Genomic DNA, 19,226 nt, shown 5'->3' with positions numbered 1-19,226 from the left:
TGCCAATAAAGGAAAAGCGGCATGGCGACCACACTGCACAATGGTACCCTCTCACCCGAGGGGTTGAGCGCATCGTCCCGGACGGTCATGCGCCATTATCAACAGCAGCTTGCGACACGACGGATCTATACAGTCATTTCGCTCGTGATCTTTCTCGTCATCCTCGCCGCCTCCCTGAATTTCGCCAATGCGGCCAATTCAGGCAAGTTTTTCGAGCGCCTGCCCTATTTCTTCGATTTTATGAGGACCTTCGTCCCCGATAGTCCGCTCGAAATCTTCCGGGCGATGTTCGACCTGCCGTCACCTTACGCGGATGGTTCGCTGAAATATAACTACGTCGCGGATCGCGTTTACATCACCGACGGTTTCTACATCCCGCACTTCATCTACCAGCTGATCATCACGCTCAATATCGCCCTGGTCTCGACAATCATCGGCACAAGTTTCGCCTTCGTGCTCTGCTTCTTTGCCTCCACCAATCTCGTCGGCGCCGGTCTCGTGCGCTGGGTGGTGCGCCGGGTGATGGAAGTGCTGCGCGCCTTTCCCGAAATCGTCGTCGCCGGGTTGCTGACCGCCATCCTCTCGATCGGACCGATCGCCGCTATCATCGCGATTTCGGTCCATACGATCGGTGCGCTGGGCAAGCTGTTCTTCGAAGTCGTGGAAAATGCCGATATGAAGCCGGATGAAGGCCTACGTGCCGCCGGTGCCAACTGGCTGGAGCGGGTGCGTTTTGCCATCGTGCCGCAGGTTCTGCCCAATTTCGTCTCCTATGCGCTGCTGCGCGCCGAAATCAACGTGCGCGCCTCCACCATCATCGGCGCTGTGGGCGGCGGCGGCATTGGCGAAGTCTTCCGCCTGTCGATCGGTAACGATCACGCCTCGAAGACCTACGCCATCATCATCCTTCTGCTGATCACCATCATCGCCGTCGACCAGTTCTCCAGCTGGCTGCGCCGCAGACTGATCGGCCAACAATCCTTCGAATTCGGACGGGGAGCGGCCTGATGTCGTCCAGCTTCATTCTCAACACCGCCGAGCGCGAGAGGCTGACGGCTGCACATCCGCAGGTGTTCAACCGCAGTTTCATGCAACGATATGGTCTGCTCGTCGGCCTTCTCGTCGCCACCGCCTATCTCATCGGCTGCTTTTTCTTCTTCAATGTCGGCCCGGCTTTCATGCAAGGCCGGTGGGATCGCGCTTCCAGCTATATTCAGGACTGGTATTCCTGGCGCGCCCAACCGCGCCTGCGTTTCGAAGACGGCAAGGTCGCGCCGCAATGGTCGAGCCGCGGTCAATATCCCGCGGATGCGAAGATCGACTGGCTGCAGCCCCTGCCGGATGGCGGTTACAGCGTCGTTTATGCGGGCACACAAAACCGCCTCGATATAACGCCGACCCGGGTGGACGTTTATGTCGACGGCAAGAACTACCCCGTCATCATCAACGACGATGCTGTTGTCGCGCCGCAGGGCCTGCCCGACGAAATCCAGCAGGACGGCAAGAAGGTTCTCGTGCATTACGGTTTTGCCGGCCAGGCGGAAATCCGCACCAGCCAGGTCTATGTACAGCGCCGCTTCCTTGGATGGGCGAACTTCCTGTTCGACACCAAATCGGAATTCTGGGGCAAGGGTTATGGCGAGCTTGCGGCTCTCGCGCTCTGGGGAGAGCGGCTCGATCCCGCGCGCTCCAATATCGGCCATATGGTCGATGATTTCCTTGACAACAGCGTCTGGCAACATGCCGATATCCTGTCCAAGCTGATGCAGACGCTGGTGATGGCATTTGTCGGCACGCTGTTCGGCACACTCGTTGCCCTGCCGCTCGCCTTCATCGCCGCGCGCAACATTACCGCCAACAGGGCGGCAAACTGGGGCATGAAGCGCCTGTTCGATTTCCTGCGTTCCATCGACATGCTGATCTGGGCGCTGTTCTTCACCCGCAGCTTCGGCCCCGGACCGATCCCTGGCATTGCCGCGATCTTCTTCACCGATACCGGGGCGCTCGGCAAGGTCTATGCCGAGGCGCTGGAAAATGTCGACGACAAGCAGCGCGAGGGCGTCAAGTCGGTCGGCGCATCCCCGATCGCGGTCAACCGCTTCGGCGTGTTGCCGCAGGTGTTGCCGGTCTTCATTTCCCAATCGCTGTATTTCTGGGAAAGCAACACCCGCTCCGCCACGATCATCGGTGCGGTGGGTGCCGGCGGCATCGGCCTGAAACTACTGGAAGCGATGGGGACCAATGCCGACTGGGACAAGGTCGCCTATATGGTCCTGCTCATTCTCTTCGTCGTCTTCCTGTTCGACCATATTTCCAATTCGCTGCGTTCGCGCCTGATCGGTAAAACACAGCACTAGGCCCAAGCGGGCGGGATAACGAAAGTCGCGATGACGTTCGTTATCCCGCACCGCGCACGCTCACGCAGTCTTGATTTACGCCGGCCATATCTCCTCACAATTTCCGTCTGCGCCTTCAGCGTTTTTGGAGGATTTGTCGCGTTTCGAATGCGCTTTTTTCCATCTGCATCATCATTCTGTCACGGAAACCGATTACCTCGCACTCCTGACCTTGCGGGAAGCGGGCGAGTCACGCCAAATAGCTTCTCATCCCTGGTTTTCATGACACCGAAGAGTGCTTGCCGTGCGCTACGCCATCTATTTTTCTCCGGCTAAAGATCATCCGCTGACCGAAGCAGCGTCGCGCTGGCTGGGGCGCAATGCGTTTTCCGGCACGTTGCATGACGACCACGACGACTATGCCGATTTGACGGAGGAACCGCGCCGTTACGGTTTTCATGCGACCCTGAAAGCTCCCTTCGAGCTCGCCGAAAAATACAGCGAGGCCGAGCTGCTCGCAGCCGTCGAAGATTTCGCGGCCAATCAGTCCGCCTTCGAGATTCCACGCGTCGTCGTCGGCGCGCTTGGGCCGTTTTTCGCGCTGGTCCCGGATCGCGTTTACCAGCCGCTGCAGGATTTTGCCGCGGAGGTCGTTGATCACTTCGATCGGTTCCGCGCGCCCCTGTCCGAGACCGATATTGCCCGCCGGCGGCCGCAAATGCTGACGGAAAGCCAGCGACAAAATCTCTCTCTTTGGGGTTATCCGCATGTCATGGACGACTTCCGTTTTCACATGACGCTGACCGGCCGTATCGACGAAGACGCGCAGCCCGCCATGCAAGAGGTTCTCTCGACCCGGTTTGCTGAATTCACCGACCGGCCCCTCACCATTTCCGGCCTCGCTTTGTTCATTGAAGAAACGCGCGGCGCGCCATTTACCGTTCATAGCTGGCACCCGCTTGGCCAGCAGCCAAAGAAAGATGCGAACCCATGACCGAGCACGCCCTGTCCAATGCCCGTATCGTTCTGGAAGACGATATTATTCTGGGATCCGTTCTGATCCGTGATGGCAAGATTGCCGATATCAGCGAAGGCGCTTCCAAAACCGGAGAAGACCTCGAAGGCGATTTCCTGATCCCCGGTCTGGTGGAACTGCATACCGACCATCTTGAACAGCACTACTCACCACGTCCCGGCGTGATCTGGGATAAGATCGCCGCCATTCAGGCCCATGATGCACAGGTTGCATCGTCCGGCATCACCACCGTTTTTGATTGCCTACGGCTTGGCTCGGATGAGGATGGTGGTTTCAAAAAGGGCGAAATGCGGGAAATGGCTGATGCCATCGAGGCGGCGGCGGATCAGAACCGCCTGCGCGCAGACCACCTGCTGCATCTGCGCTGCGAAGTGGCTTCTGCCGATGTGCTTGAGCATTTCGAAGACTTCGAAACCGATCCGCGCGTGCGGCTGATTTCGCTGATGGATCACTCCCCGGGTCAGCGCCAGTTCCAGTCGATGGACCAGTATATCTTCTATTATCAGAAGAAGCGCGGCTTGAGCGACGAGGCTTTTGCCGAATTCGTGCGCCGCCGACAGGCTGCATCGGCCGAATATTCCGCCAAGCACCGCGATTATCTGGCGGCCAGCTGCGCCAAGCGCGGCATCACCGTCGCAAGCCATGATGACGCGACTGAAGCGCATGTGGGCGAAGCCATCGGTCACGGCGTTAAACTGGCGGAATTCCCCACCAGCGTCGAGGCTGCTAAAGCCTCGCACAGCGCCGGCATGAGTGTCTTGATGGGTGCGCCGAACATCGTTCGCGGCAAGTCCCATTCCGGCAACATCGCCGCCCGCGATCTGGCCGAGATCGGCGTGCTGGATGTTCTTTCTTCCGACTACGTGCCGTTCAGCCTGCTCTTCGCACCGTTCCTGCTCGCTGATCAGGTGGAAGCTATCAGCCTGCCGGAAGCACTGCGCATGGTCACCGCCACGCCGGCACGCACGGTCGGCCTTGTCGACCGTGGCCGTATCGCGACCGGGTTGCGGGCCGATCTGGTGCGGGTTCATCGCGAGGATGGTGTGCCGGTCGCCCGTTCTGTCTGGCGCCAGGGCAAGCGCGTGGCATGACCACCGATGGAGACGATAGCCGGCGCACATTGTCGCCCGGCACGATGATCGTGGTTGTCGGCCCGAGCGGGGCCGGCAAGGACACGCTGATGGACTATGCGGCGGCACAGCTGTCCGGCCGCCCGGGTTTCCATTTCACGCGCCGCGTCATTACCCGCAGCTGCGATGCGGGCGGTGAAAACCATGATGCCGTTTCGATGCACGAGTTCAACCAGTTGGAAGACGCAGGTGCCTTCGCGGTCTCCTGGCAGGCGCACGGTCTGAAATACGGCATTCCGGCCGCCGTTTATCGCCATCTCGAAGCGGGAGACGTTGTCATCGCCAATGGTTCGCGCTCGGCGCTTCCCCATTTCGGTACCGCCTTTTCCCGTCTGAAGGTCGTGAACATCGTTGCGCGGCCGGATGTGCTGACGAAGCGACTGGAACAGCGTGGACGGGAAAGCCGGGACGATATCCTGCGCCGGCTGGAACGCAGCTCGCTGACCGTTGCCGGGGATTTCGATGTCACGACGGTCGATAATAGCGGCGCAATCGAAGATGCCGGCAAGACAATCATGCAGGTGCTGCAGCAAAGCGCCGGCTCCAGCCACCCTTAAAATGCCGCAGTCGGGCTGCTCGACAAACACGCTTTCAAGGCTTACCATCAGGCGACAATTTCCAAACATGGTACGCCAAGGCGAGGGATGCCCGAAAAAAGGGTCAGTGACGAGATATCTGTGGTCGCCGGTCTGGCCGCCGGCGTCAGTAATTATGCCCGCTCACGGGGCATCGATATCGTTCCCATCTGCAAGGCCCTGGATATCGATCCCGCCACATTCAGCAGCCTGACGGAACGCATCAGCCTCGACAGATTTTCCCGTCTGCTAGAAACCTGCGCCTTGATTTCCGGCGATGACGCCTTCGGCCTGCAATGCGCTGCCACCTTTCCAGCCGGTGCATCCGGTGCGTTCGGTTATGGGCTGATCAGCGCTCCGACGGTTCGCTCGTTCCTGCGTTTTCTTCAGGACCATGTTTATTACGCCACCAACAACAGCAATTTCACCATGGTGACTGATGCTGCGCAGGTGACCCTGTCATGGTCCTTCGCGCCTGGGATCGCCAAACGCGATCAATATGTGGATTTGTCACTTGCCGTTCTGATGCAGCGGCTACGCGATATTCTCGGAGAGCGCGTGAACCAGATCGAAATCGGTCTGGAGCGACAGAAACCCATTAATATTCAGCTGTTTAAAGAGAGACTGACGAGACGGATCAGTTTTTCCCAGGCCATCCACACGATGCGACTTCCGGCATCGCTTCTGGATGTGGCCAATCCGAATGCGGATGAGCGCCTGTTCGAATTGATGAACTTGCAATGCCGGATGTTGCGGCCTGAAACATCGGCGGACCCGACCCATTTCATCGATCAGGTGAAACGCTATATGCAGATGCGGCTGTCGGACGCAGAACTTTCACTCGGAGAGATCGCGCCCTATTTCAACCTGTCGGAACGGAGTTTCCAAAGGCGGCTCGCCGAGCTTGGCACCAATCTCAACGAGATAAAGGACGCCATTCGCAAAAACGCCGGTTTCAAACTCCTTGTCGAAAGCGATCTTCCGGTATCCGACATCAGTTACAGGCTTGGTTATTCCACACCCGGTGCTTTTTCGCGTTCCGTTTCGCGCTGGTTCGGGGCGACACCGACGGATATTCGCAGGAACCACGCGCATCATTCCGCCGGCTGATAGGTATTTTCGGCATCAATATTTCGAAAATACGCATAAAACTTGAGAAATATGTCGGCGTTTTTTGGAAGATGTGCCGAAACGTAACAATAGAAATACAAAACTTGGCGCCCGGTGTTATTTTATTGGCGTGGCACATCGCTTATGAGAGCGCCGCATATTCCCGGGATATGACGGAAAACATTCCAGAGCTTTGAAACTGCATTCTGCGCAAGACCCCTGATTGTGGTCTCGGCAATTGGTGCAGCAGTCCCTTCAATGTTCCGAAATGACCTCTCCACCGGGATCGGCTGGCTGCGAAAGCGGCTTTTTACTGCATAATTCCTGATGCGAGATGAAACCTCTTGGCGAAATTGACGTTTTTGTTCGCGTGTAGGCAGAGCGGTTAACGAGCCAGTTTCGGGGGCGAGATCACCAGATGATCACGCATTCGGAACAGGTCCATCTCTTTTGAGGCTGAAAGAAAATGTCTTCAAAAATGCCACATGAACATCGTCAGACGCGCGATATTGTCCTCTCGGATCGTGAGCGACAATATCTGGGGCTTGTCGCACGGGGTAAACATCCGTCGCACGTCGCCCTGATAACCGGCGCGGACGAAACGGAAGTGAAGGATACTTTGGAGCGGGTGCGAAACAGGCTGGGTGCCGCCAATCTGCTGAATGCCGTCAGCATTGCCCTGCTGCGCGGCCTGATCGAACAGGACGCATGATCAACCCTCTGCTTTATCCAGGCTTACGCGAAACGTCCCCTCTCGTAAGCTGAAAACCGAATGAGCGGCTTTCTGCGTCAAATCCTTCCATATCAATGGCGGGATGGCGGACCAAAAGCGGGCTGGACATGATGTCCGGCCCAATCGACGCAAATGCGAAGCAGCCACATCCGGTTTGCCCGGCGGATCATATTCGATCCGCCGGGTTTTTCTTATCGGTTCAAAGCGATTGGATTTCGGCGAGAATATCGCTTTCGATCACAATGCCGCTTTCGAGCGCCTGCTTGCGGATGCCCTGGCTGCGGCGACCGGGCAGGCGCACATTTTCCTGCTTTTCGATCTCACCCGCGATGAGGGCCAACCGCTCGGTAAAGGCCGCACCGCCAGAGGATACCGGGTCGATGGCGATGATCGTATGGCCGAGGGAGGGCGGCGCACCCTTGTCGTCCAGAAGGGACGATGCCTGGAATGCGAAATTTCCACCGGTCACCGCAGCTGCCATGATCTCCACCATCAGTGCCAGAGCAGCACCCTTGGCTTCACCCGCGGGGACCATGGTTCCGGCAATAGCCTCCTCTGGATCGGTCGTTGGCCGGCCGTTTCTGTCGAGCGCCCAGTCGCCGGGAATGGTTTCACCCTTCTGTCGTGCCGCCATGATCTTGCCGCGCGCGACCTTGGAAAGAGCCAGATCGATGACCAGCGGATCGGCACCGCCGATGGGCGCCGCAAAGGCGATGGGGTTGGTGCCATAGAGCGGCGTGTGGCCGCCCCAGGGAGCCATGGAGGCTGGTGCATTGGCGAACATGAGCGCGACAAGGCCCATTTCCGCAAAACGCTCGACCGTCAGAGCCATGACACCTGCATGATGGGAGCGATGGATCGCTGCCAGCGCAATGCCCTGCTGCCGAGCCATTTCAGGCAATTCTTCAAGAGCGCAGTCGATCGCCGGATAGGCATAACCATGGTTAGCATCGATCGAGAGAACGCCCGGCTTCACGCGCCTCACCACGGGACGCGCATGGCCGTCCACCTTTCCAACCCGCGCCTGACGGACATAAACGGGAATACGGCGAAAACCGTGACCGCCCTGACCAGCCGCCTCGGAGGCGACCAGCGCCTTTGCCACAGAACGGGCATTTTGCGGCAGAACGCCATTGCGCTCAAAGATAGAGGATACAAGATCCTCCGCCTCTGCAATTGAGAGTTTCATGATTTTCGTGATTCCTGTTGGCTCGCATGCGATGGGATGTATGTGCCCCACTTTGCGGTATAGGGTCGCTGCAAATCAACATGGAAAATGAACCGGCCATCCCGTCCTCTTCAGAGTCGGGATGGCCTCATGCCGTTCCAGCCCTACTTGAAAAGAATAGGCAGGGTAAAACTCGTATTTGCGCCTGGGGGGGGCGGTGAGACGGAAACCTTTTGTACAACGGCCAAAAGCTTCTGATCCATCGCGGAGTCGCCCGTAGATGAAAGTATCCTCGCGCCACCGACAGAGCCGCCACTGTCGATCTTGAATGACACCGTGATGGCCATTCCCGATTTTCCAGCCGAGCGAACCAGTCGCCGCTGCATCGCCGAACGGACTTTTGCACCCCAATCGGCATTTGACCTCGATGACGACGAGAAGAAACCGGCGTTGTTTTGTGACGCTGCCGTCCGGTCGGACTGCTGGGCTTCCGCCTTGGCCGTTTCGCGTAACTCCGATGCCTGCTGCGGTTTGGGACGCTGGCGCTCGACCTTCTTTTTCTCTTCCGGCTCTTTCTTTTCCACCTTCTTTTCGACCGGTGGTGGTGGTGGCCGCATGACGGGCAAGGGAACCTCGACATTTTCGAGTTCCGCCATCATCTGTTCCTGCACGGGATCGATCGGCTTCACCGGCTCGGGAATTTCCTGCGGTTCGACGATCTCCTCGACAGGCGGTTCGGGCGGCTGCACGGGCTCTGGCGGCGGCGTTTCCGCAACCGGTTCCGGCGGGGGCGGCTCTTCTGGAGCAGCTTCCTCCACCGGTTCGCTGCTGTCGCTCTTCACCTCCTGGGTGTCCTCGACATCCTGCGCCTGCGTCGTTTCCTCGGTTTTGACGGCTTCCGGTATCGCCGCCATTTCAATCATGATCGCGGCAGGCGGCTGTCCGCCGGCATCCTGTTCCTCGGGCTCCCGCATCAGATAATAGGCAAAACCGGCATGAACGCTCAGCATGAGCAGCGCCGCGGCAGACCACAGCGTCACTTCCCCAAGACGGGAATGGCGGGCCTGCGGGTAGCCGTTTGCGGTCATGGCGCCGTTCCCTGCCCTGCCGGCGCGGCGGGTTGGCCAGAGGGTTGGGCCGCAGGCTGTGCGGAACCGGCAGGCTGAGACGCAGCAGCTGCGTTTTCCAGCCCGACAAGGGCGATCTTCAGATAACCCGCATCCCGCAGGAGGTTCATGATTTCCATGAAGTGACCGTAATCAACAGCTTTGTCAGCCCGCAGGAAGATGCGCGTATCCTTCTTGCCACTCGTCTGGCGGTCGATCGCTGCCGCCAGGGCCTCGCGGGCAACCGCATCATTGCCGAGATTGAGCGAGAGATCGTCCTTGACCGTCAGATAAAGCGGCTCCTCCGGGCGCTCCGCCGGCTTGGCGGTGGATGCGGGCAGATCGACATTCACGTCGACGGTCGCCAGCGGTGCGGCCACCATGAAGATGATGAGCAGAACCAGCATCACGTCGATAAAGGGCGTGACGTTGATTTCATGGTTCTCGGAGAGATCGTCTCCGCTATTTTCGCGAATACCGCCAGCCATGACCGATCACCGTCCAACCAGCGACACGGCCGGCTTGCTGGTGCTGCCCGGCGGAATGCGGCGGAAATCGAGGTCGCGGCTAACGAGGCGCTCCACGCCGGCTGCGGCATCCGCCAGCAGATGACGGTATCCGGTAATCGAGCGGGCGAAGACGTTATAGATCACCACGGCCGGAATGGCGGCGACAAGGCCGATCGCGGTGGCGAGAAGCGCTTCCGCAATACCGGGTGCCACGACCGCGAGATTGGTGGTCTGCGATTCCGAAATGCTGATGAAGGAATTCATGATGCCCCAGACCGTGCCGAAGAGGCCAACGAAGGGCGCGGTGGAACCGATGGTCGCCAGGGCACCCGTTCCGCGTGACATGCGGCGACCCGCATGGGTTTCGATCCGCGACAACGCCGAGGAAACGCGCTCCTTGATGCCGCCGCCATCGGTGTGCTCGACCACCGCATCGGAGAGCTGCATTTCGTGGGTTGCCATGCGCAACATCAGGGCGGCAGGTCCACCCTTGTTTTCGACAGCATCGGTGGCCTCGGCAAGTGTTTTTGCCCGGCGAATGACCTTCAGCGTCGAGCCGGCACGCACGCGTGCGCCTGCAAGCTCTATCGACTTCGCCACCCAGACCGTCCAGGTGACGAGTGAGGCAAAGGCGAGGCCGATCATGACGCCCTTGACGACCCAGTCCGCCGCCATGAACATGCCCCAAGGGGACAGGTTGTGCGGAATATCCGTGCGACGTTCGGCGCTGGCAGGCTCGGCGTTAACGGTTTCTACCGGGGTGGAGGTTTCACTCGGCGAGGCCGTCTGGTTGGTCTGGGCGGGTTGCTCGGTCTGCGCCGGCTGCGGCGCAGTGCCTTGGGACGCCGGCGCGGGATCGGTCGCGGATTGAGCAGGCGCAGGCTGCGGCGATGAGGGCTGCGCGGCGGCTGAAGGCTCGGCGGTTGGTGCGCTCGGCGTTGCGGGAGCTGCCGGCGCCTGTGAAGGCTGAACCGTTTCCGTCTGTGGCGCGGATTGAATCTGGGTTTCAGGGGCCGGCTGAGCAAAAACCGCACCGGCACTCAGGCCCGTCAGCAAGGTGACAGCCATGGCAAGAGAGGCATGCCGTGTTGTGTTTGCCTTGGTGAAGGACGCGGAAGAAGTGAAGGTCTCAGCTGACATAATTTTTATCCCGGATTTCCGTCGATGAACTCATCCGCAGATTGACCGGTCCTGAAAACCGGGGCCATCAACGGACGCCGTCGTGTAGGCTTGACGTTCCGATAATAAACCTGAGTTCTTTTGACAACTATTATATTGTCAAAAGACGACCCGTAAACTCTTCTTTGCAAAAAATTGATCGCCCCAAGCAGTTTCAGCTGTTTTGGGAAGGTGAAAACTGCGCAACCAGCGCATGCCGGTCTCCGGGATAGGTAACCCGGACGCGGGTGATGTATTCCGCCCCATGCCAGGTGCGGCGATCGATGACCAGACAGGCCGCACCGGAGGCTATACCCAGTGCCGCGGCGTTTTTGCGATCCGCGGAAACGGCGCTGATGCGATGTTCGGCAGCGCTCCAGGGAACCATCTTCAGCAGCCAGGTTCCCGGCCCAACATTTGAAAAATCAGTATGTTCCGCCTCGGGAACGGCGGTGACATTGATAATACGTTCCTCAAGACAAAAGGGAACGCCGCCGGCAAAATGCGTGCAGGTCAGTTCCAGAACCGGGGCATCGGCGGCAAGCGCCATGGCCGCGCCATCTTCCTTGCCCGCAGGGCGCAGCCGTCGTTTATCAAGACAGTAGCCATAAACGAGACCGAGCGCCTGCACCTCCCGCTCGATATCGTGGATTTCCAACACGGCGGATTGCGCATGGGGCTGGCGAACGAAGGTGCCGAGACGCCGGCGTCTTTCAATCAGGCCGCGTTGTACCAGTTCGCCAAGAGCCTTGTTCACCGTCATACGCGAACAGCCATATTGCCGGGTCATCTCGTGTTCGAAGGGGATACGATATCCCGGCGGCCATTCGCCCGACATGATGTGGCGCTCGACATCGTTACGGATGCGCTCGTGCAGCGATTTTTCCTGAAGATCGGCGCCTGTGCTCCTCATCCCGATACGTCTCTCCTCCCCTTTGCCGGATCAGCTAGCCATGGGCAGCGGCGGCGATCGCCTCGCTGCGTATTTCCTCCGTGAGTTTCGCCCGCAGCTCGGAAAACTCCGGGCTGGCCTTGATGGTGTAGTGCCGCGGATGCGGCAGGTCGACCGGCGTGATCGACTTGATGCGGCCCGGCCTTGCGGACATGGTCACGACGCGCGAGGCCATGAAGACCGCCTCCTCGATATCGTGAGTGACGAAAATGACCGTCTTCTGCTCACGTTCCCATATGCCGAGCAGCAATTCCTGCATCAGGCCGCGCGTCTGGTTGTCGAGGGCGCCGAAAGGCTCGTCGAGCAACAGGATTTTCGGGCCATTCGCCAAGGCACGGGCAATCGCCGTTCTCTGCTGCATGCCGCCGGACAGCTGTTTCGGCCAGTGGTTTTCGAAACCGCGCAGGCCGACCTTGTCGATGTAACTATCGACGATCTCCCATTTTTCCCTCTCCGCAACGCCGCGTTCGCGCAGGCCGAAGGCGACGTTTTCACGGATCGTCAGCCAGGGAAACAAGGTGTAGGACTGGAACACCATGCCGCGATCCGCGCCCGGACCGGTCACCGCCTTGCCGGACAGCAGCACCTCGCCCGTCGTCGGGCGATCGAGGCCGGCGATGATGCGCAGCAAGGTCGATTTTCCGCATCCCGATGGCCCGAGGATGGTGACGAAATCATTGCGTGGGATTTCCAGATTGGTCGGCTGCAGGGCCAGCGTCGGCTCGCCGCCCTGCACGCCCGGAAAAGTGCGGCTGACGCCCTTGATAACGAGTTCGCTCATCAGGCAAGCCTCCAGGCGAAAAGCTTCCGGTTCAGCGATTTGAACGCGAAATCCGAGATAAGGCCGATGACACCGATGACGATGATGCCGAAGATGATCTGCCCGGTCGCCATCAGCGCCTGGCTGTTGATGATCATGTAACCGATGCCAGAGGAGGCGCCGATCAGTTCCGCAACGATGACATAGGTCCAGGCCCAGCCGAGAACGAGGCGGAGGATTTCGGCAATGTCAGGTGCATTGGCGGGAATGAGAACACGGCGCACCACACCACGGTCCTTCGCGCCCAGCGTATAGGCGGCCTCCACCAGATCACGCCTTGTGCCGGCAACCGCCACGGCCACCATAAGGATGATCTGGAAAACAGCACCGATAAAGATCACCAGCAGCTTCTGCATTTCACCGATGCCGGCCCAGAGAATAAGGAGCGGCACAAAGGCGGAGGCCGGAAGATAACGCGCAAAGGACACGAAAGGCTCTAGCAGCGCCTCGATCGGCTTATAAGCGCCCATAGCGATACCAACAGGCACGGCAATCAGCGATGCCAGGACGAAACCGCCCACCACGCGCCAGATGGTCATGCCGATATCGCCGGCAAAACCCTGATCGGTCAGCAGATAGATGCCGTCCTTGAGCATGGTGATCGGGTCGGCCAGAAAGGTCGGCGACACGAAACCGCCGAGCGTGGCAAAGCCCCAGGCCGAGAAAAACAGCACGAAGAACAGGATGCCGAGAATGATCCTCGTGCTGTTCTTGATGGGTTGAAGAGGTTGCATTCTACCGCCTGTCCGGAAAACCGGCGCGGCACTTTCGCCGCGCCATCAGTGACGCACAATCAACGCTCTCACCCTTGTCATTGGCGGCACCATTCCCCGAAGGGATGCGGCCGCCTTTTCTCTCACTTGATGAAAGACGTATCCGCAAGTGTCGAAAGATCGGGTTTCGACTTTATCACGCCGATTTCAAGAAGCAGATCCGCCGACTTTTCGGAGAACGTCTTGAATTCACCCTCGAAGAACTTCTGGTTGGCGGCCTTGTCCTGCCATTCGAGGAATTTTGCCGAAGCGGCAAAAGCCTCGCCCGCCTGTTTCACATCCGCGCCCATCGTCGCATAGGACTTTTCCGGGTCGGCCTTTATAAGTTCCAGCGCCTGGAAATAGCTGTCCGCCAAGGCCTTGGCCGCCTGCGGATTGGCCTTCAGGAAGTCCGGCGTACAGCCGAAAGTATCCATGACCGAGGGATAGTCCAGCGTCGTGGCGAGAATCTTGCCCTTGTCGGGGGCGGCGCGCACGGTAGAGAGATAGGGCTCATAGGTCATGGCCGCATCATTCTGGCCGGCGACGAAAGCCTGTGCGGCCGGTCCCGGCTCAAGGTTGACGACCTTCACATCCTTCAGCGTCAGGCCGTTTTCCTTGAGGATCCAGGCAAGGAAGAAATAAGGCGAGGTGCCCGGCGCGGAAGCGGCGACGGTCTTGCCCTTGAGGTCCGCGACCTTCGAGACATCGCTGCGCACCGCGATGCCATCGGCACCATGCGATTTGTCCATCTGGAAAATCTGGGTGGATTTCACGCCATTGGCGTTCCAGGCGATCCATGTTTCCACCGTGGTGGCCGCGCATTGGATGTCACCTGACGCGAGAGCGAGATGGCGGCTGGCCTGCGGTATTTTCTTGATATCGACCTTCAGGCCGTTCTTTTCGAAAATGCCGGCCTGCTTGGCAAGCGTCAGCGGTGCAAAGCCGGTCCAGCCGGACATGCCGATGGTCACGGCCGTTTCGGCATAAGCGGAAGCGGACGAAACAAGCGTCGCGATTGCGGCGATAACCCATGTTCTTTTCATGATCGGAACCCCTTTTTGATTTATTTTTGTGCGATATTTTTTTCGCTTTATTTGAGGCATGCTAGGCAGGGATTTTACATTTGTCTAGACAAAATAGAGGTACTGAAACGCTTCCAGAAAGATTGCAAACGGACCGCCCGGCATTCTAGACATAGGATAACACAGCCAGGCGCATCGGCCCGCTGTTTTCCATATCGAGTCTTTCCATGACCAGACAGAGACGCCGTAACATCATCAGGGCAAGGCGCACCGGCACCGGTATTGCGCTTGTCGCCGCCATTTCATTCATCGCCGGAATGACGGATGCGGTGGGTCTTCATCTGTCCGGCGATTTCGTTTCCTTCATGACCGGTAACACCACCCGTGCGGCCATCTCACTGGAAGCGGGCGTTTATTCCCATGCCGCGAAACTGCTTTTCGCGATCGTCGCTTTTGTGGCGGGCAATGCCGGGGGCATCGTGGTTGCGCATAAATTCGACCGGAGCATCCTTGCCGTTCTTGTGGGCGTGGGGTTGCTGGTGGCGATTGCCGCCTTGCTGTGCGGCGACGCTTTCGCTCTGACGCAGTTTTATCTTGTGGTTTTCGCCATGGGCATGGTCAACGCGGCCGTCGAGCATATTGAGGGCCTGCCGATCGGCCTCACCTATGTTACCGGCGCTCTTTCCCGTTTCGGCCGCGGCATCGGTCGCTTTCTTCTGGGGGAGCGAAGTCTCGATTGGGGCATTCAGATCGTGCCCTGGCTCGGCATGATCAGCGGGGCAATCTCCGGGGCCGTATTGGGCGCCACGCTGCAGTCCGGTGCCTTGTGGGTGGTTGCGGCAACCGTTTTTGCGGTCGCCATCGCCACCTTGGTCATTCCGCGTTCGCTGCGCCACCGCTATAATCAAAGGGTCCGGATCAGGCGCATCGCGCCTTGACGGACCGCACCGTCATTTGCGCGAAATCGTGACGAATTTCGTGCCGCGGACCCGCACCGTCATCAGGCAGGGTTCCTTATCGGTGCGCTCGCAATAACGCGGATGCATCTTCAGGACAAAAACCATGTTGCCGAACCGCTTGATGAAATCATAGCTGTAGATCCGGGCGGTGGCGATCATCAGATAACCGCCCTCTTTGACCTGGACGTAGAAATTATAGGGGCATCCTTCGTCGTCGCAGCTACGGCCCTTTTCTCCGTCGCAATCCAGAACGCCGTGATTGACGACGGCATCCATCAGGCCGTCATTGTTGATATCCAGCCGCGTGACGAAATCATCGCCAAAGGCCGCCACCTTGCACTCATTGCGGAAATGATCCTTCTCGTAAATCTCCGGGTCGCTCACCAGCTGCTGCTGCGCCGAGAGCGCTACCGGAAACATCAAGAGGACCAGCGCCTGAAGAGCGGCAACGAGAGCGATTCGCACGGCATTTTCCTTTGCATCCGTTTCGGTTATGGATGTTGCGATCATCCGGGCGGTCAGCCTAGAGTTTAGTGCTTGCGCGACACTGACGTGTTTGCGGGCCGTCTTTCTGGGGGGAACCTTTTCATGACGCTGCTGGGTTTTCTCGATTATGCCGGTGTCGCCGTCTTTGCCGCAACCGGCGCGCTCGCCGCCTCGCGCAAGCAGCTCGACCTGATCGGCTTCCTGTTCTTCGCGGCTGCGACCGGCATTGGCGGCGGCACGGTTCGCGATCTCGTGCTGGGCAGAACGCCGGTGTTCTGGGTGATAAACCCCACCTATATTCTCGTCTGTGTCTCGGTCGCGGTTCTGTTGTTTTTCACCGCGCATCTTTTCGAATCCCGTTATCGGGTATTGATCTGGCTCGATGCGCTCGGCCTTTCCGCCTATTGCGTGATGGGAGCAGCCAAAGGTCTCGCTGCAAGCGGCTCGGCAACCGTCGCCATCGTCACAGGTGTTCTGACGGCGACGTTCGGTGGTGTTTTGCGCGATATTATGGCCGGAGAGCCATCGGTTCTGCTGCGCCCGGAAATCTACATCACCTGCGCGCTTTTGGGCTCTTCCATCTTCATTGTCGTCTATTTCTTCGGCGCACCGCTCTATGCCGCATCAGCGGCGGGTTTCCTGACGGCCTTCTGCGTCCGATCCGGCGCGCTGATCTTCGGATGGACCTTCCCGCCCTATAAGGGCAAACCGGGCAGACGGCCGGAAGACGTCATGAAGTGATATATAGAAATGACCGCTGAAAACAGAGATGGCGCCCATGGGCGCCATTTTCACATTCTATACCAGACAAAAACGTCAACCGCGCTTGCGACGAAGGCGGATGACCACGTCCACGTGGGCGATTTCCATGCCCTCTGGCGCTTCCGGCAGATTGTCGATCTGGAGATTGTTGATGGGAATATCGAGAACCTCGTTCTCACCTTCCACGAAGAAGTGATGGTGATCCGAAACGTTTGTATCGAAGTAGGTGCGGGCACCTTCCACGGCAAGAACGCGGATCAGGCCGGCTTCAGTGAACTGATGCAGCGTGTTGTAGACCGTGGCGAGAGAAACGGGCACGCCGGCGGTGACCGCCTCGTCATGCAGTTCCTCGACCGTCAGGTGGCGATCGCCCTTTGCGAAAAGAAGATCACCCAAAGCAACGCGCTGGCGCGTTGGCCGCAGCCCAGAGCGCCGCAGCCTCGTTCCGATATCCAATGTGGCGTCAAATGCCATGCAATCCCATTCCAAACAGACGTATGAAACCCGTCAATTGCAATAGCATATATCTTTTGCAGGGAATGCTTTCAATAGTTTCAGCGCCGCCAAGTGTCGCAAATGGCTGCAAACCGGCCATTCCTGCAAATTTCCTCTGGTTCCAGCCTGATGGTTCCTGTATGCGGACGGCATATTGAGGTAATGACTTCTGCAAAGAAGGTTCTGAAGACAAAGATTGGGGCCGGAGCGGCCTCTGCCCTTGCAGCGCTTCATTTTGAACCTAACTTGCTCTAGTGAAGTCGTTCAACACCAGTGATTGGGGAAGTGAAAGCGGTATGGCAACCAGGCAATCAAGTTACAACTACGAGGAGATCCTGTCCTGCGGTCGCGGCGAATTGTTCGGCCCGGGAAATGCCCAGCTCCCATTGCCCCCCATGCTCATGGTTCACCGGATCACCGAAATTTCCGAAACCGGCGGCGCCTTCGACAAGGGTTTCATCCGCGCCGAATACGATGTCAGCCCCGACGACTGGTATTTCCCCTGCCACTTCCAGGGCAACCCGATCATGCCGGGTTGCCTCGGCCTTGACGGCATGTGGCAACTGACCGGTTTCTTCCTCGGCTGGCTGGGCGAAGAAGGCCGCGGCATGGCGCTTTCCACAGGCGAAGTGAAGTTCAAGGGCATGGTACGCCCTAACACCAAGCTGCTTCAGTATGGTATTGATTTCAAGCGCGTGATGCGTGGCCGTCTGGTTCTCGGAACCGCCGATGGCTGGCTGAAGGCGGATGGCGAAACCATTTATCAGGCGACGGACCTGCGCGTAGGCCTGTCCAAGGAAAAGACCGCCTGACACAGACGGAATAGTTCAGACAAACGCCGGGCGGCTTCGGTCGTCCAGCCGAAATCTTAAGAAAAGGTCCCTTTCATGAGACGAGTTGTTGTCACCGGCCTCGGTATTGTTTCCTCCATCGGCGGTGATGCCGCTGAGGTCACCGCGTCGCTGCGCCAAGCCAAGTCCGGCATTTCATTTTCGCCGGATTTTGCCGAGCACGGTTTCAAATGTCAGGTCTGGGGCAAGCCCTCTCTCGACCCAACCGATCTGGTCGACCGCCGCGCCATGCGCTTCCTGTCGCAGGGCGGTGCGTGGAACCATGTAGCCATGAAGCAGGCGATCGCCGATTCCGGTCTCGAAGAGAGCGATATCAGCGGCAATGAACGCACCGGCATCATCATGGGTTCAGGCGGTCCTTCCACCCGCACCATAGTCGAAGCAGCCGATATTACGCTGAAGAACAACAGCCCCAAGCGCATCGGCCCCTTCGCCGTGCCGAAGGCCATGTCGTCGACCGCCTCGGCCACGCTCGCGACCTGGTTCAAGATCCACGGCGTCAACTATTCGATCTCGTCGGCCTGCTCCACCTCGGCGCATTGCATCGGCAACGCCGCCGAGATGATCCAGTGGGGCAAACAAGACGTGATGTTTGCGGGCGGCCACGAGGATCTCGATTGGTCGATGTCCAACCTCTTCGACGCCATGGGCGCAATGTCGTCCAAATACAACGAAACACCCGACGTCGCCTCGCGCGCCTATGATGTCAATCGCGACGGTTTCGTGATCGCCGGCGGTGCAGGCGTGCTGGTTCTCGAAGAACTGGAACATGCAAAGGCGCGCGGCGCCAAGATTTACGCCGAGATCGTCGGTTATGGCGCAACCTCTGACGGTTACGACATGGTGGCTCCTTCCGGCGAAGGCGCGATCCGCTGCATGCGGCAGGCGCTGTCCACCGTGAAAGGCGACATCGACTACATCAATACCCACGGGACCTCCACGCCCGTCGGCGACAGCAAGGAAATCGGCGCGATCCGCGAAGTCTTCGGCGACAAGATCCCGCATATCCAGTCGACCAAGTCGCTCACCGGCCACTCGCTGGGTGCTGCCGGCGTGCAGGAATCGATCTACGGCCTGTTGATGATGCAGGAACGTTTCATCGGCGAAAGCGCGCATATTTCCGAACTCGATCCGGAATTTGCCGGCGTTCCGATCGTTCGCAGCCGCATCGACAACGCCAAGATCGACACCATCCTTTCCAATTCCTTCGGCTTCGGCGGCACCAACGCCACGCTCGTCTTCCAGCGTCATAACGGATAATTG

The 19,226-nt window shown here is 58.9% G+C and carries 21 protein-coding genes; 11 read left to right on the top strand and 10 right to left on the bottom strand.

The genetic code is table 11. The features are described 5' to 3' along the window. Positions 1-21 precede the first annotated feature (21 nt). The 7 genes from phnE (NYR50_RS13525) (at position 22) to NYR50_RS13495 (ending at position 6,899) form a co-directional block, all read left to right on the top strand. A complete protein-coding gene (phnE, locus tag NYR50_RS13525; RefSeq protein WP_418136270.1) occupies positions 22-1,008 on the top strand; it encodes a phosphonate ABC transporter, permease protein PhnE in 987 nt (328 codons plus the stop codon). Beyond that, complete coding sequence (gene phnE, locus NYR50_RS13520; protein WP_006309993.1) at positions 1,008-2,357, top strand: phosphonate ABC transporter, permease protein PhnE; 1,350 nt, start codon at positions 1,008-1,010, stop codon at positions 2,355-2,357. The genes phnE (NYR50_RS13525) and phnE (NYR50_RS13520) overlap by 1 nt, the downstream gene beginning before the upstream one ends. A 274-nt stretch (positions 2,358-2,631) precedes the next feature. Next, positions 2,632-3,330 carry a DUF1045 domain-containing protein gene (locus tag NYR50_RS13515; RefSeq protein WP_418136269.1) on the top strand — a complete coding sequence of 233 codons (699 nt, stop codon included), beginning with the start codon at positions 2,632-2,634 and terminating at the stop codon, positions 3,328-3,330. Continuing rightward, on the top strand, positions 3,327-4,463 hold the full coding sequence (locus tag NYR50_RS13510) for an alpha-D-ribose 1-methylphosphonate 5-triphosphate diphosphatase (protein WP_006309991.1): 1,137 nt from the start codon (positions 3,327-3,329) through the stop codon (positions 4,461-4,463). The genes NYR50_RS13515 and NYR50_RS13510 overlap by 4 nt, the downstream gene beginning before the upstream one ends. After that, complete coding sequence (gene phnN / locus NYR50_RS13505) at positions 4,460-5,059, top strand: phosphonate metabolism protein/1,5-bisphosphokinase (PRPP-forming) PhnN (protein WP_418136268.1); 600 nt, start codon at positions 4,460-4,462, stop codon at positions 5,057-5,059. The genes NYR50_RS13510 and phnN overlap by 4 nt, the downstream gene beginning before the upstream one ends. Positions 5,060-5,146: 87 nt before the next feature. Continuing rightward, entirely contained in the window at positions 5,147-6,187 is a 1,041-nt protein-coding gene (locus NYR50_RS13500; protein ID WP_418136267.1) for an AraC family transcriptional regulator ligand-binding domain-containing protein, read from the top strand. A 466-nt stretch (positions 6,188-6,653) separates the two neighbouring features. Further along, positions 6,654-6,899, top strand: coding sequence for a transcriptional regulator (locus NYR50_RS13495; protein ID WP_418136266.1), 246 nt, complete (start codon positions 6,654-6,656; stop codon positions 6,897-6,899). 220 nt (positions 6,900-7,119) lie between these two features. On the opposite strand, the gene NYR50_RS13490 is transcribed toward NYR50_RS13495, so the two are convergent. The 8 genes from NYR50_RS13490 to NYR50_RS13455 form a co-directional block, all read right to left on the bottom strand. Continuing rightward, positions 7,120-8,109 (bottom strand): Ldh family oxidoreductase, encoded by a 990-nt coding sequence (locus NYR50_RS13490; protein WP_174006436.1) that lies wholly within the window; start codon positions 8,107-8,109, stop codon positions 7,120-7,122. Between the two features lie 143 nt (positions 8,110-8,252). Continuing rightward, positions 8,253-9,176, bottom strand: coding sequence for an energy transducer TonB family protein (locus NYR50_RS13485; protein ID WP_418136265.1), 924 nt, complete (start codon positions 9,174-9,176; stop codon positions 8,253-8,255). Next, entirely contained in the window at positions 9,173-9,682 is a 510-nt protein-coding gene (gene exbD, locus NYR50_RS13480) for a TonB system transport protein ExbD (protein ID WP_174006429.1), read from the bottom strand. The genes NYR50_RS13485 and exbD overlap by 4 nt, the downstream gene beginning before the upstream one ends. A gap of 6 nt (positions 9,683-9,688) precedes the next feature. Beyond that, a complete protein-coding gene (gene exbB, locus NYR50_RS13475) occupies positions 9,689-10,843 on the bottom strand; it encodes a tonB-system energizer ExbB (protein WP_418136264.1) in 1,155 nt (384 codons plus the stop codon). A 193-nt stretch (positions 10,844-11,036) separates the two neighbouring features. Further along, positions 11,037-11,774 carry a histidine utilization repressor gene (hutC, locus tag NYR50_RS13470; protein WP_418136263.1) on the bottom strand — a complete coding sequence of 246 codons (738 nt, stop codon included), beginning with the start codon at positions 11,772-11,774 and terminating at the stop codon, positions 11,037-11,039. 34 nt (positions 11,775-11,808) lie between these two features. Beyond that, positions 11,809-12,594 (bottom strand): ABC transporter ATP-binding protein, encoded by a 786-nt coding sequence (locus NYR50_RS13465; RefSeq protein ID WP_418136262.1) that lies wholly within the window; start codon positions 12,592-12,594, stop codon positions 11,809-11,811. Next, a complete protein-coding gene (locus NYR50_RS13460) occupies positions 12,594-13,367 on the bottom strand; it encodes an ABC transporter permease (protein ID WP_006309981.1) in 774 nt (257 codons plus the stop codon). Before NYR50_RS13460 ends, NYR50_RS13465 begins: the two co-directional genes overlap by 1 nt. A 122-nt stretch (positions 13,368-13,489) precedes the next feature. Then, positions 13,490-14,431 (bottom strand): ABC transporter substrate-binding protein, encoded by a 942-nt coding sequence (locus NYR50_RS13455; RefSeq protein ID WP_418136261.1) that lies wholly within the window; start codon positions 14,429-14,431, stop codon positions 13,490-13,492. 206 nt (positions 14,432-14,637) lie between these two features. Here NYR50_RS13455 and NYR50_RS13450 point away from each other — a divergent pair, with 206 nt between their 5' ends. Continuing rightward, positions 14,638-15,348, top strand: coding sequence for a YoaK family protein (locus NYR50_RS13450; protein WP_080811218.1), 711 nt, complete (start codon positions 14,638-14,640; stop codon positions 15,346-15,348). A gap of 12 nt (positions 15,349-15,360) precedes the next feature. Here NYR50_RS13450 and NYR50_RS13445 read toward each other — a convergent pair whose 3' ends face one another. Continuing rightward, a complete protein-coding gene (locus tag NYR50_RS13445) occupies positions 15,361-15,879 on the bottom strand; it encodes a hypothetical protein (RefSeq protein WP_010972625.1) in 519 nt (172 codons plus the stop codon). A 78-nt stretch (positions 15,880-15,957) separates the two neighbouring features. Between NYR50_RS13445 and NYR50_RS13440 the strand changes: the two genes are divergently transcribed. Further along, positions 15,958-16,596, top strand: a complete 639-nt coding sequence (locus tag NYR50_RS13440) for a trimeric intracellular cation channel family protein (protein WP_006309976.1) — start codon at positions 15,958-15,960, stop codon at positions 16,594-16,596. 75 nt (positions 16,597-16,671) lie between these two features. On the opposite strand, the gene irrA is transcribed toward NYR50_RS13440, so the two are convergent. Further along, positions 16,672-17,091 carry an iron response transcriptional regulator IrrA gene (irrA, locus tag NYR50_RS13435; RefSeq protein ID WP_006309975.1) on the bottom strand — a complete coding sequence of 140 codons (420 nt, stop codon included), beginning with the start codon at positions 17,089-17,091 and terminating at the stop codon, positions 16,672-16,674. Between the two features lie 317 nt (positions 17,092-17,408). Between irrA and fabA the strand changes: the two genes are divergently transcribed. Together fabA and fabB are read left to right on the top strand one after the other, a co-directional pair. Next, the gene (fabA, locus tag NYR50_RS13430; protein ID WP_035219583.1) at positions 17,409-17,924 is read left to right on the top strand and encodes a 3-hydroxyacyl-[acyl-carrier-protein] dehydratase FabA; all 516 of its coding nucleotides are present in this window, start codon (positions 17,409-17,411) and stop codon (positions 17,922-17,924) included. Positions 17,925-17,999: 75 nt separating this feature from the next. Next, entirely contained in the window at positions 18,000-19,223 is a 1,224-nt protein-coding gene (fabB, locus tag NYR50_RS13425; RefSeq protein WP_174006396.1) for a beta-ketoacyl-ACP synthase I, read from the top strand. The last annotated feature ends 3 nt before the right edge of the window (positions 19,224-19,226 follow it).

The organism is Agrobacterium sp. El2ro-1b, assembly GCF_048298475.1.
In the GTDB taxonomy this organism is placed as follows: Bacteria; Pseudomonadota; Alphaproteobacteria; order Rhizobiales; family Rhizobiaceae; genus Agrobacterium; species Agrobacterium fabrum.
This window is presented reverse-complemented; position numbering and strand designations above follow the sequence as displayed.

Bases quoted from the DNA above. Each gene is read 5' to 3' on its own strand.
- phnE (WP_418136270.1), top strand. From the start codon at position 22: ATGGCGACCACACTGCACAATGGTACCCTCTCACCCGAGGGGTTGAGC.
- phnE (WP_006309993.1), top strand. From the start codon at position 1,008: ATGTCGTCCAGCTTCATTCTCAACACCGCCGAGCGCGAGAGGCTGACG.
- NYR50_RS13510 (WP_006309991.1), top strand. From the start codon at position 3,327: ATGACCGAGCACGCCCTGTCCAATGCCCGTATCGTTCTGGAAGACGAT.
- phnN (WP_418136268.1), top strand. From the start codon at position 4,460: ATGACCACCGATGGAGACGATAGCCGGCGCACATTGTCGCCCGGCACG.
- NYR50_RS13500 (WP_418136267.1), top strand. From the start codon at position 5,147: ATGCCCGAAAAAAGGGTCAGTGACGAGATATCTGTGGTCGCCGGTCTG.
- NYR50_RS13495 (WP_418136266.1), top strand. From the start codon at position 6,654: ATGTCTTCAAAAATGCCACATGAACATCGTCAGACGCGCGATATTGTC.
- NYR50_RS13490 (WP_174006436.1), bottom strand. From the start codon at position 8,109: ATGAAACTCTCAATTGCAGAGGCGGAGGATCTTGTATCCTCTATCTTT.
- NYR50_RS13485 (WP_418136265.1), bottom strand. From the start codon at position 9,176: ATGACCGCAAACGGCTACCCGCAGGCCCGCCATTCCCGTCTTGGGGAA.
- exbD (WP_174006429.1), bottom strand. From the start codon at position 9,682: ATGGCTGGCGGTATTCGCGAAAATAGCGGAGACGATCTCTCCGAGAAC.
- exbB (WP_418136264.1), bottom strand. From the start codon at position 10,843: ATGTCAGCTGAGACCTTCACTTCTTCCGCGTCCTTCACCAAGGCAAAC.
- hutC (WP_418136263.1), bottom strand. From the start codon at position 11,774: ATGAGGAGCACAGGCGCCGATCTTCAGGAAAAATCGCTGCACGAGCGC.
- NYR50_RS13465 (WP_418136262.1), bottom strand. From the start codon at position 12,594: ATGAGCGAACTCGTTATCAAGGGCGTCAGCCGCACTTTTCCGGGCGTG.
- NYR50_RS13460 (WP_006309981.1), bottom strand. From the start codon at position 13,367: ATGCAACCTCTTCAACCCATCAAGAACAGCACGAGGATCATTCTCGGC.
- NYR50_RS13455 (WP_418136261.1), bottom strand. From the start codon at position 14,431: ATGAAAAGAACATGGGTTATCGCCGCAATCGCGACGCTTGTTTCGTCC.
- NYR50_RS13450 (WP_080811218.1), top strand. From the start codon at position 14,638: ATGACCAGACAGAGACGCCGTAACATCATCAGGGCAAGGCGCACCGGC.
- NYR50_RS13445 (WP_010972625.1), bottom strand. From the start codon at position 15,879: ATGATCGCAACATCCATAACCGAAACGGATGCAAAGGAAAATGCCGTG.
- NYR50_RS13440 (WP_006309976.1), top strand. From the start codon at position 15,958: ATGACGCTGCTGGGTTTTCTCGATTATGCCGGTGTCGCCGTCTTTGCC.
- irrA (WP_006309975.1), bottom strand. From the start codon at position 17,091: ATGGCATTTGACGCCACATTGGATATCGGAACGAGGCTGCGGCGCTCT.
- fabA (WP_035219583.1), top strand. From the start codon at position 17,409: ATGGCAACCAGGCAATCAAGTTACAACTACGAGGAGATCCTGTCCTGC.
- fabB (WP_174006396.1), top strand. From the start codon at position 18,000: ATGAGACGAGTTGTTGTCACCGGCCTCGGTATTGTTTCCTCCATCGGC.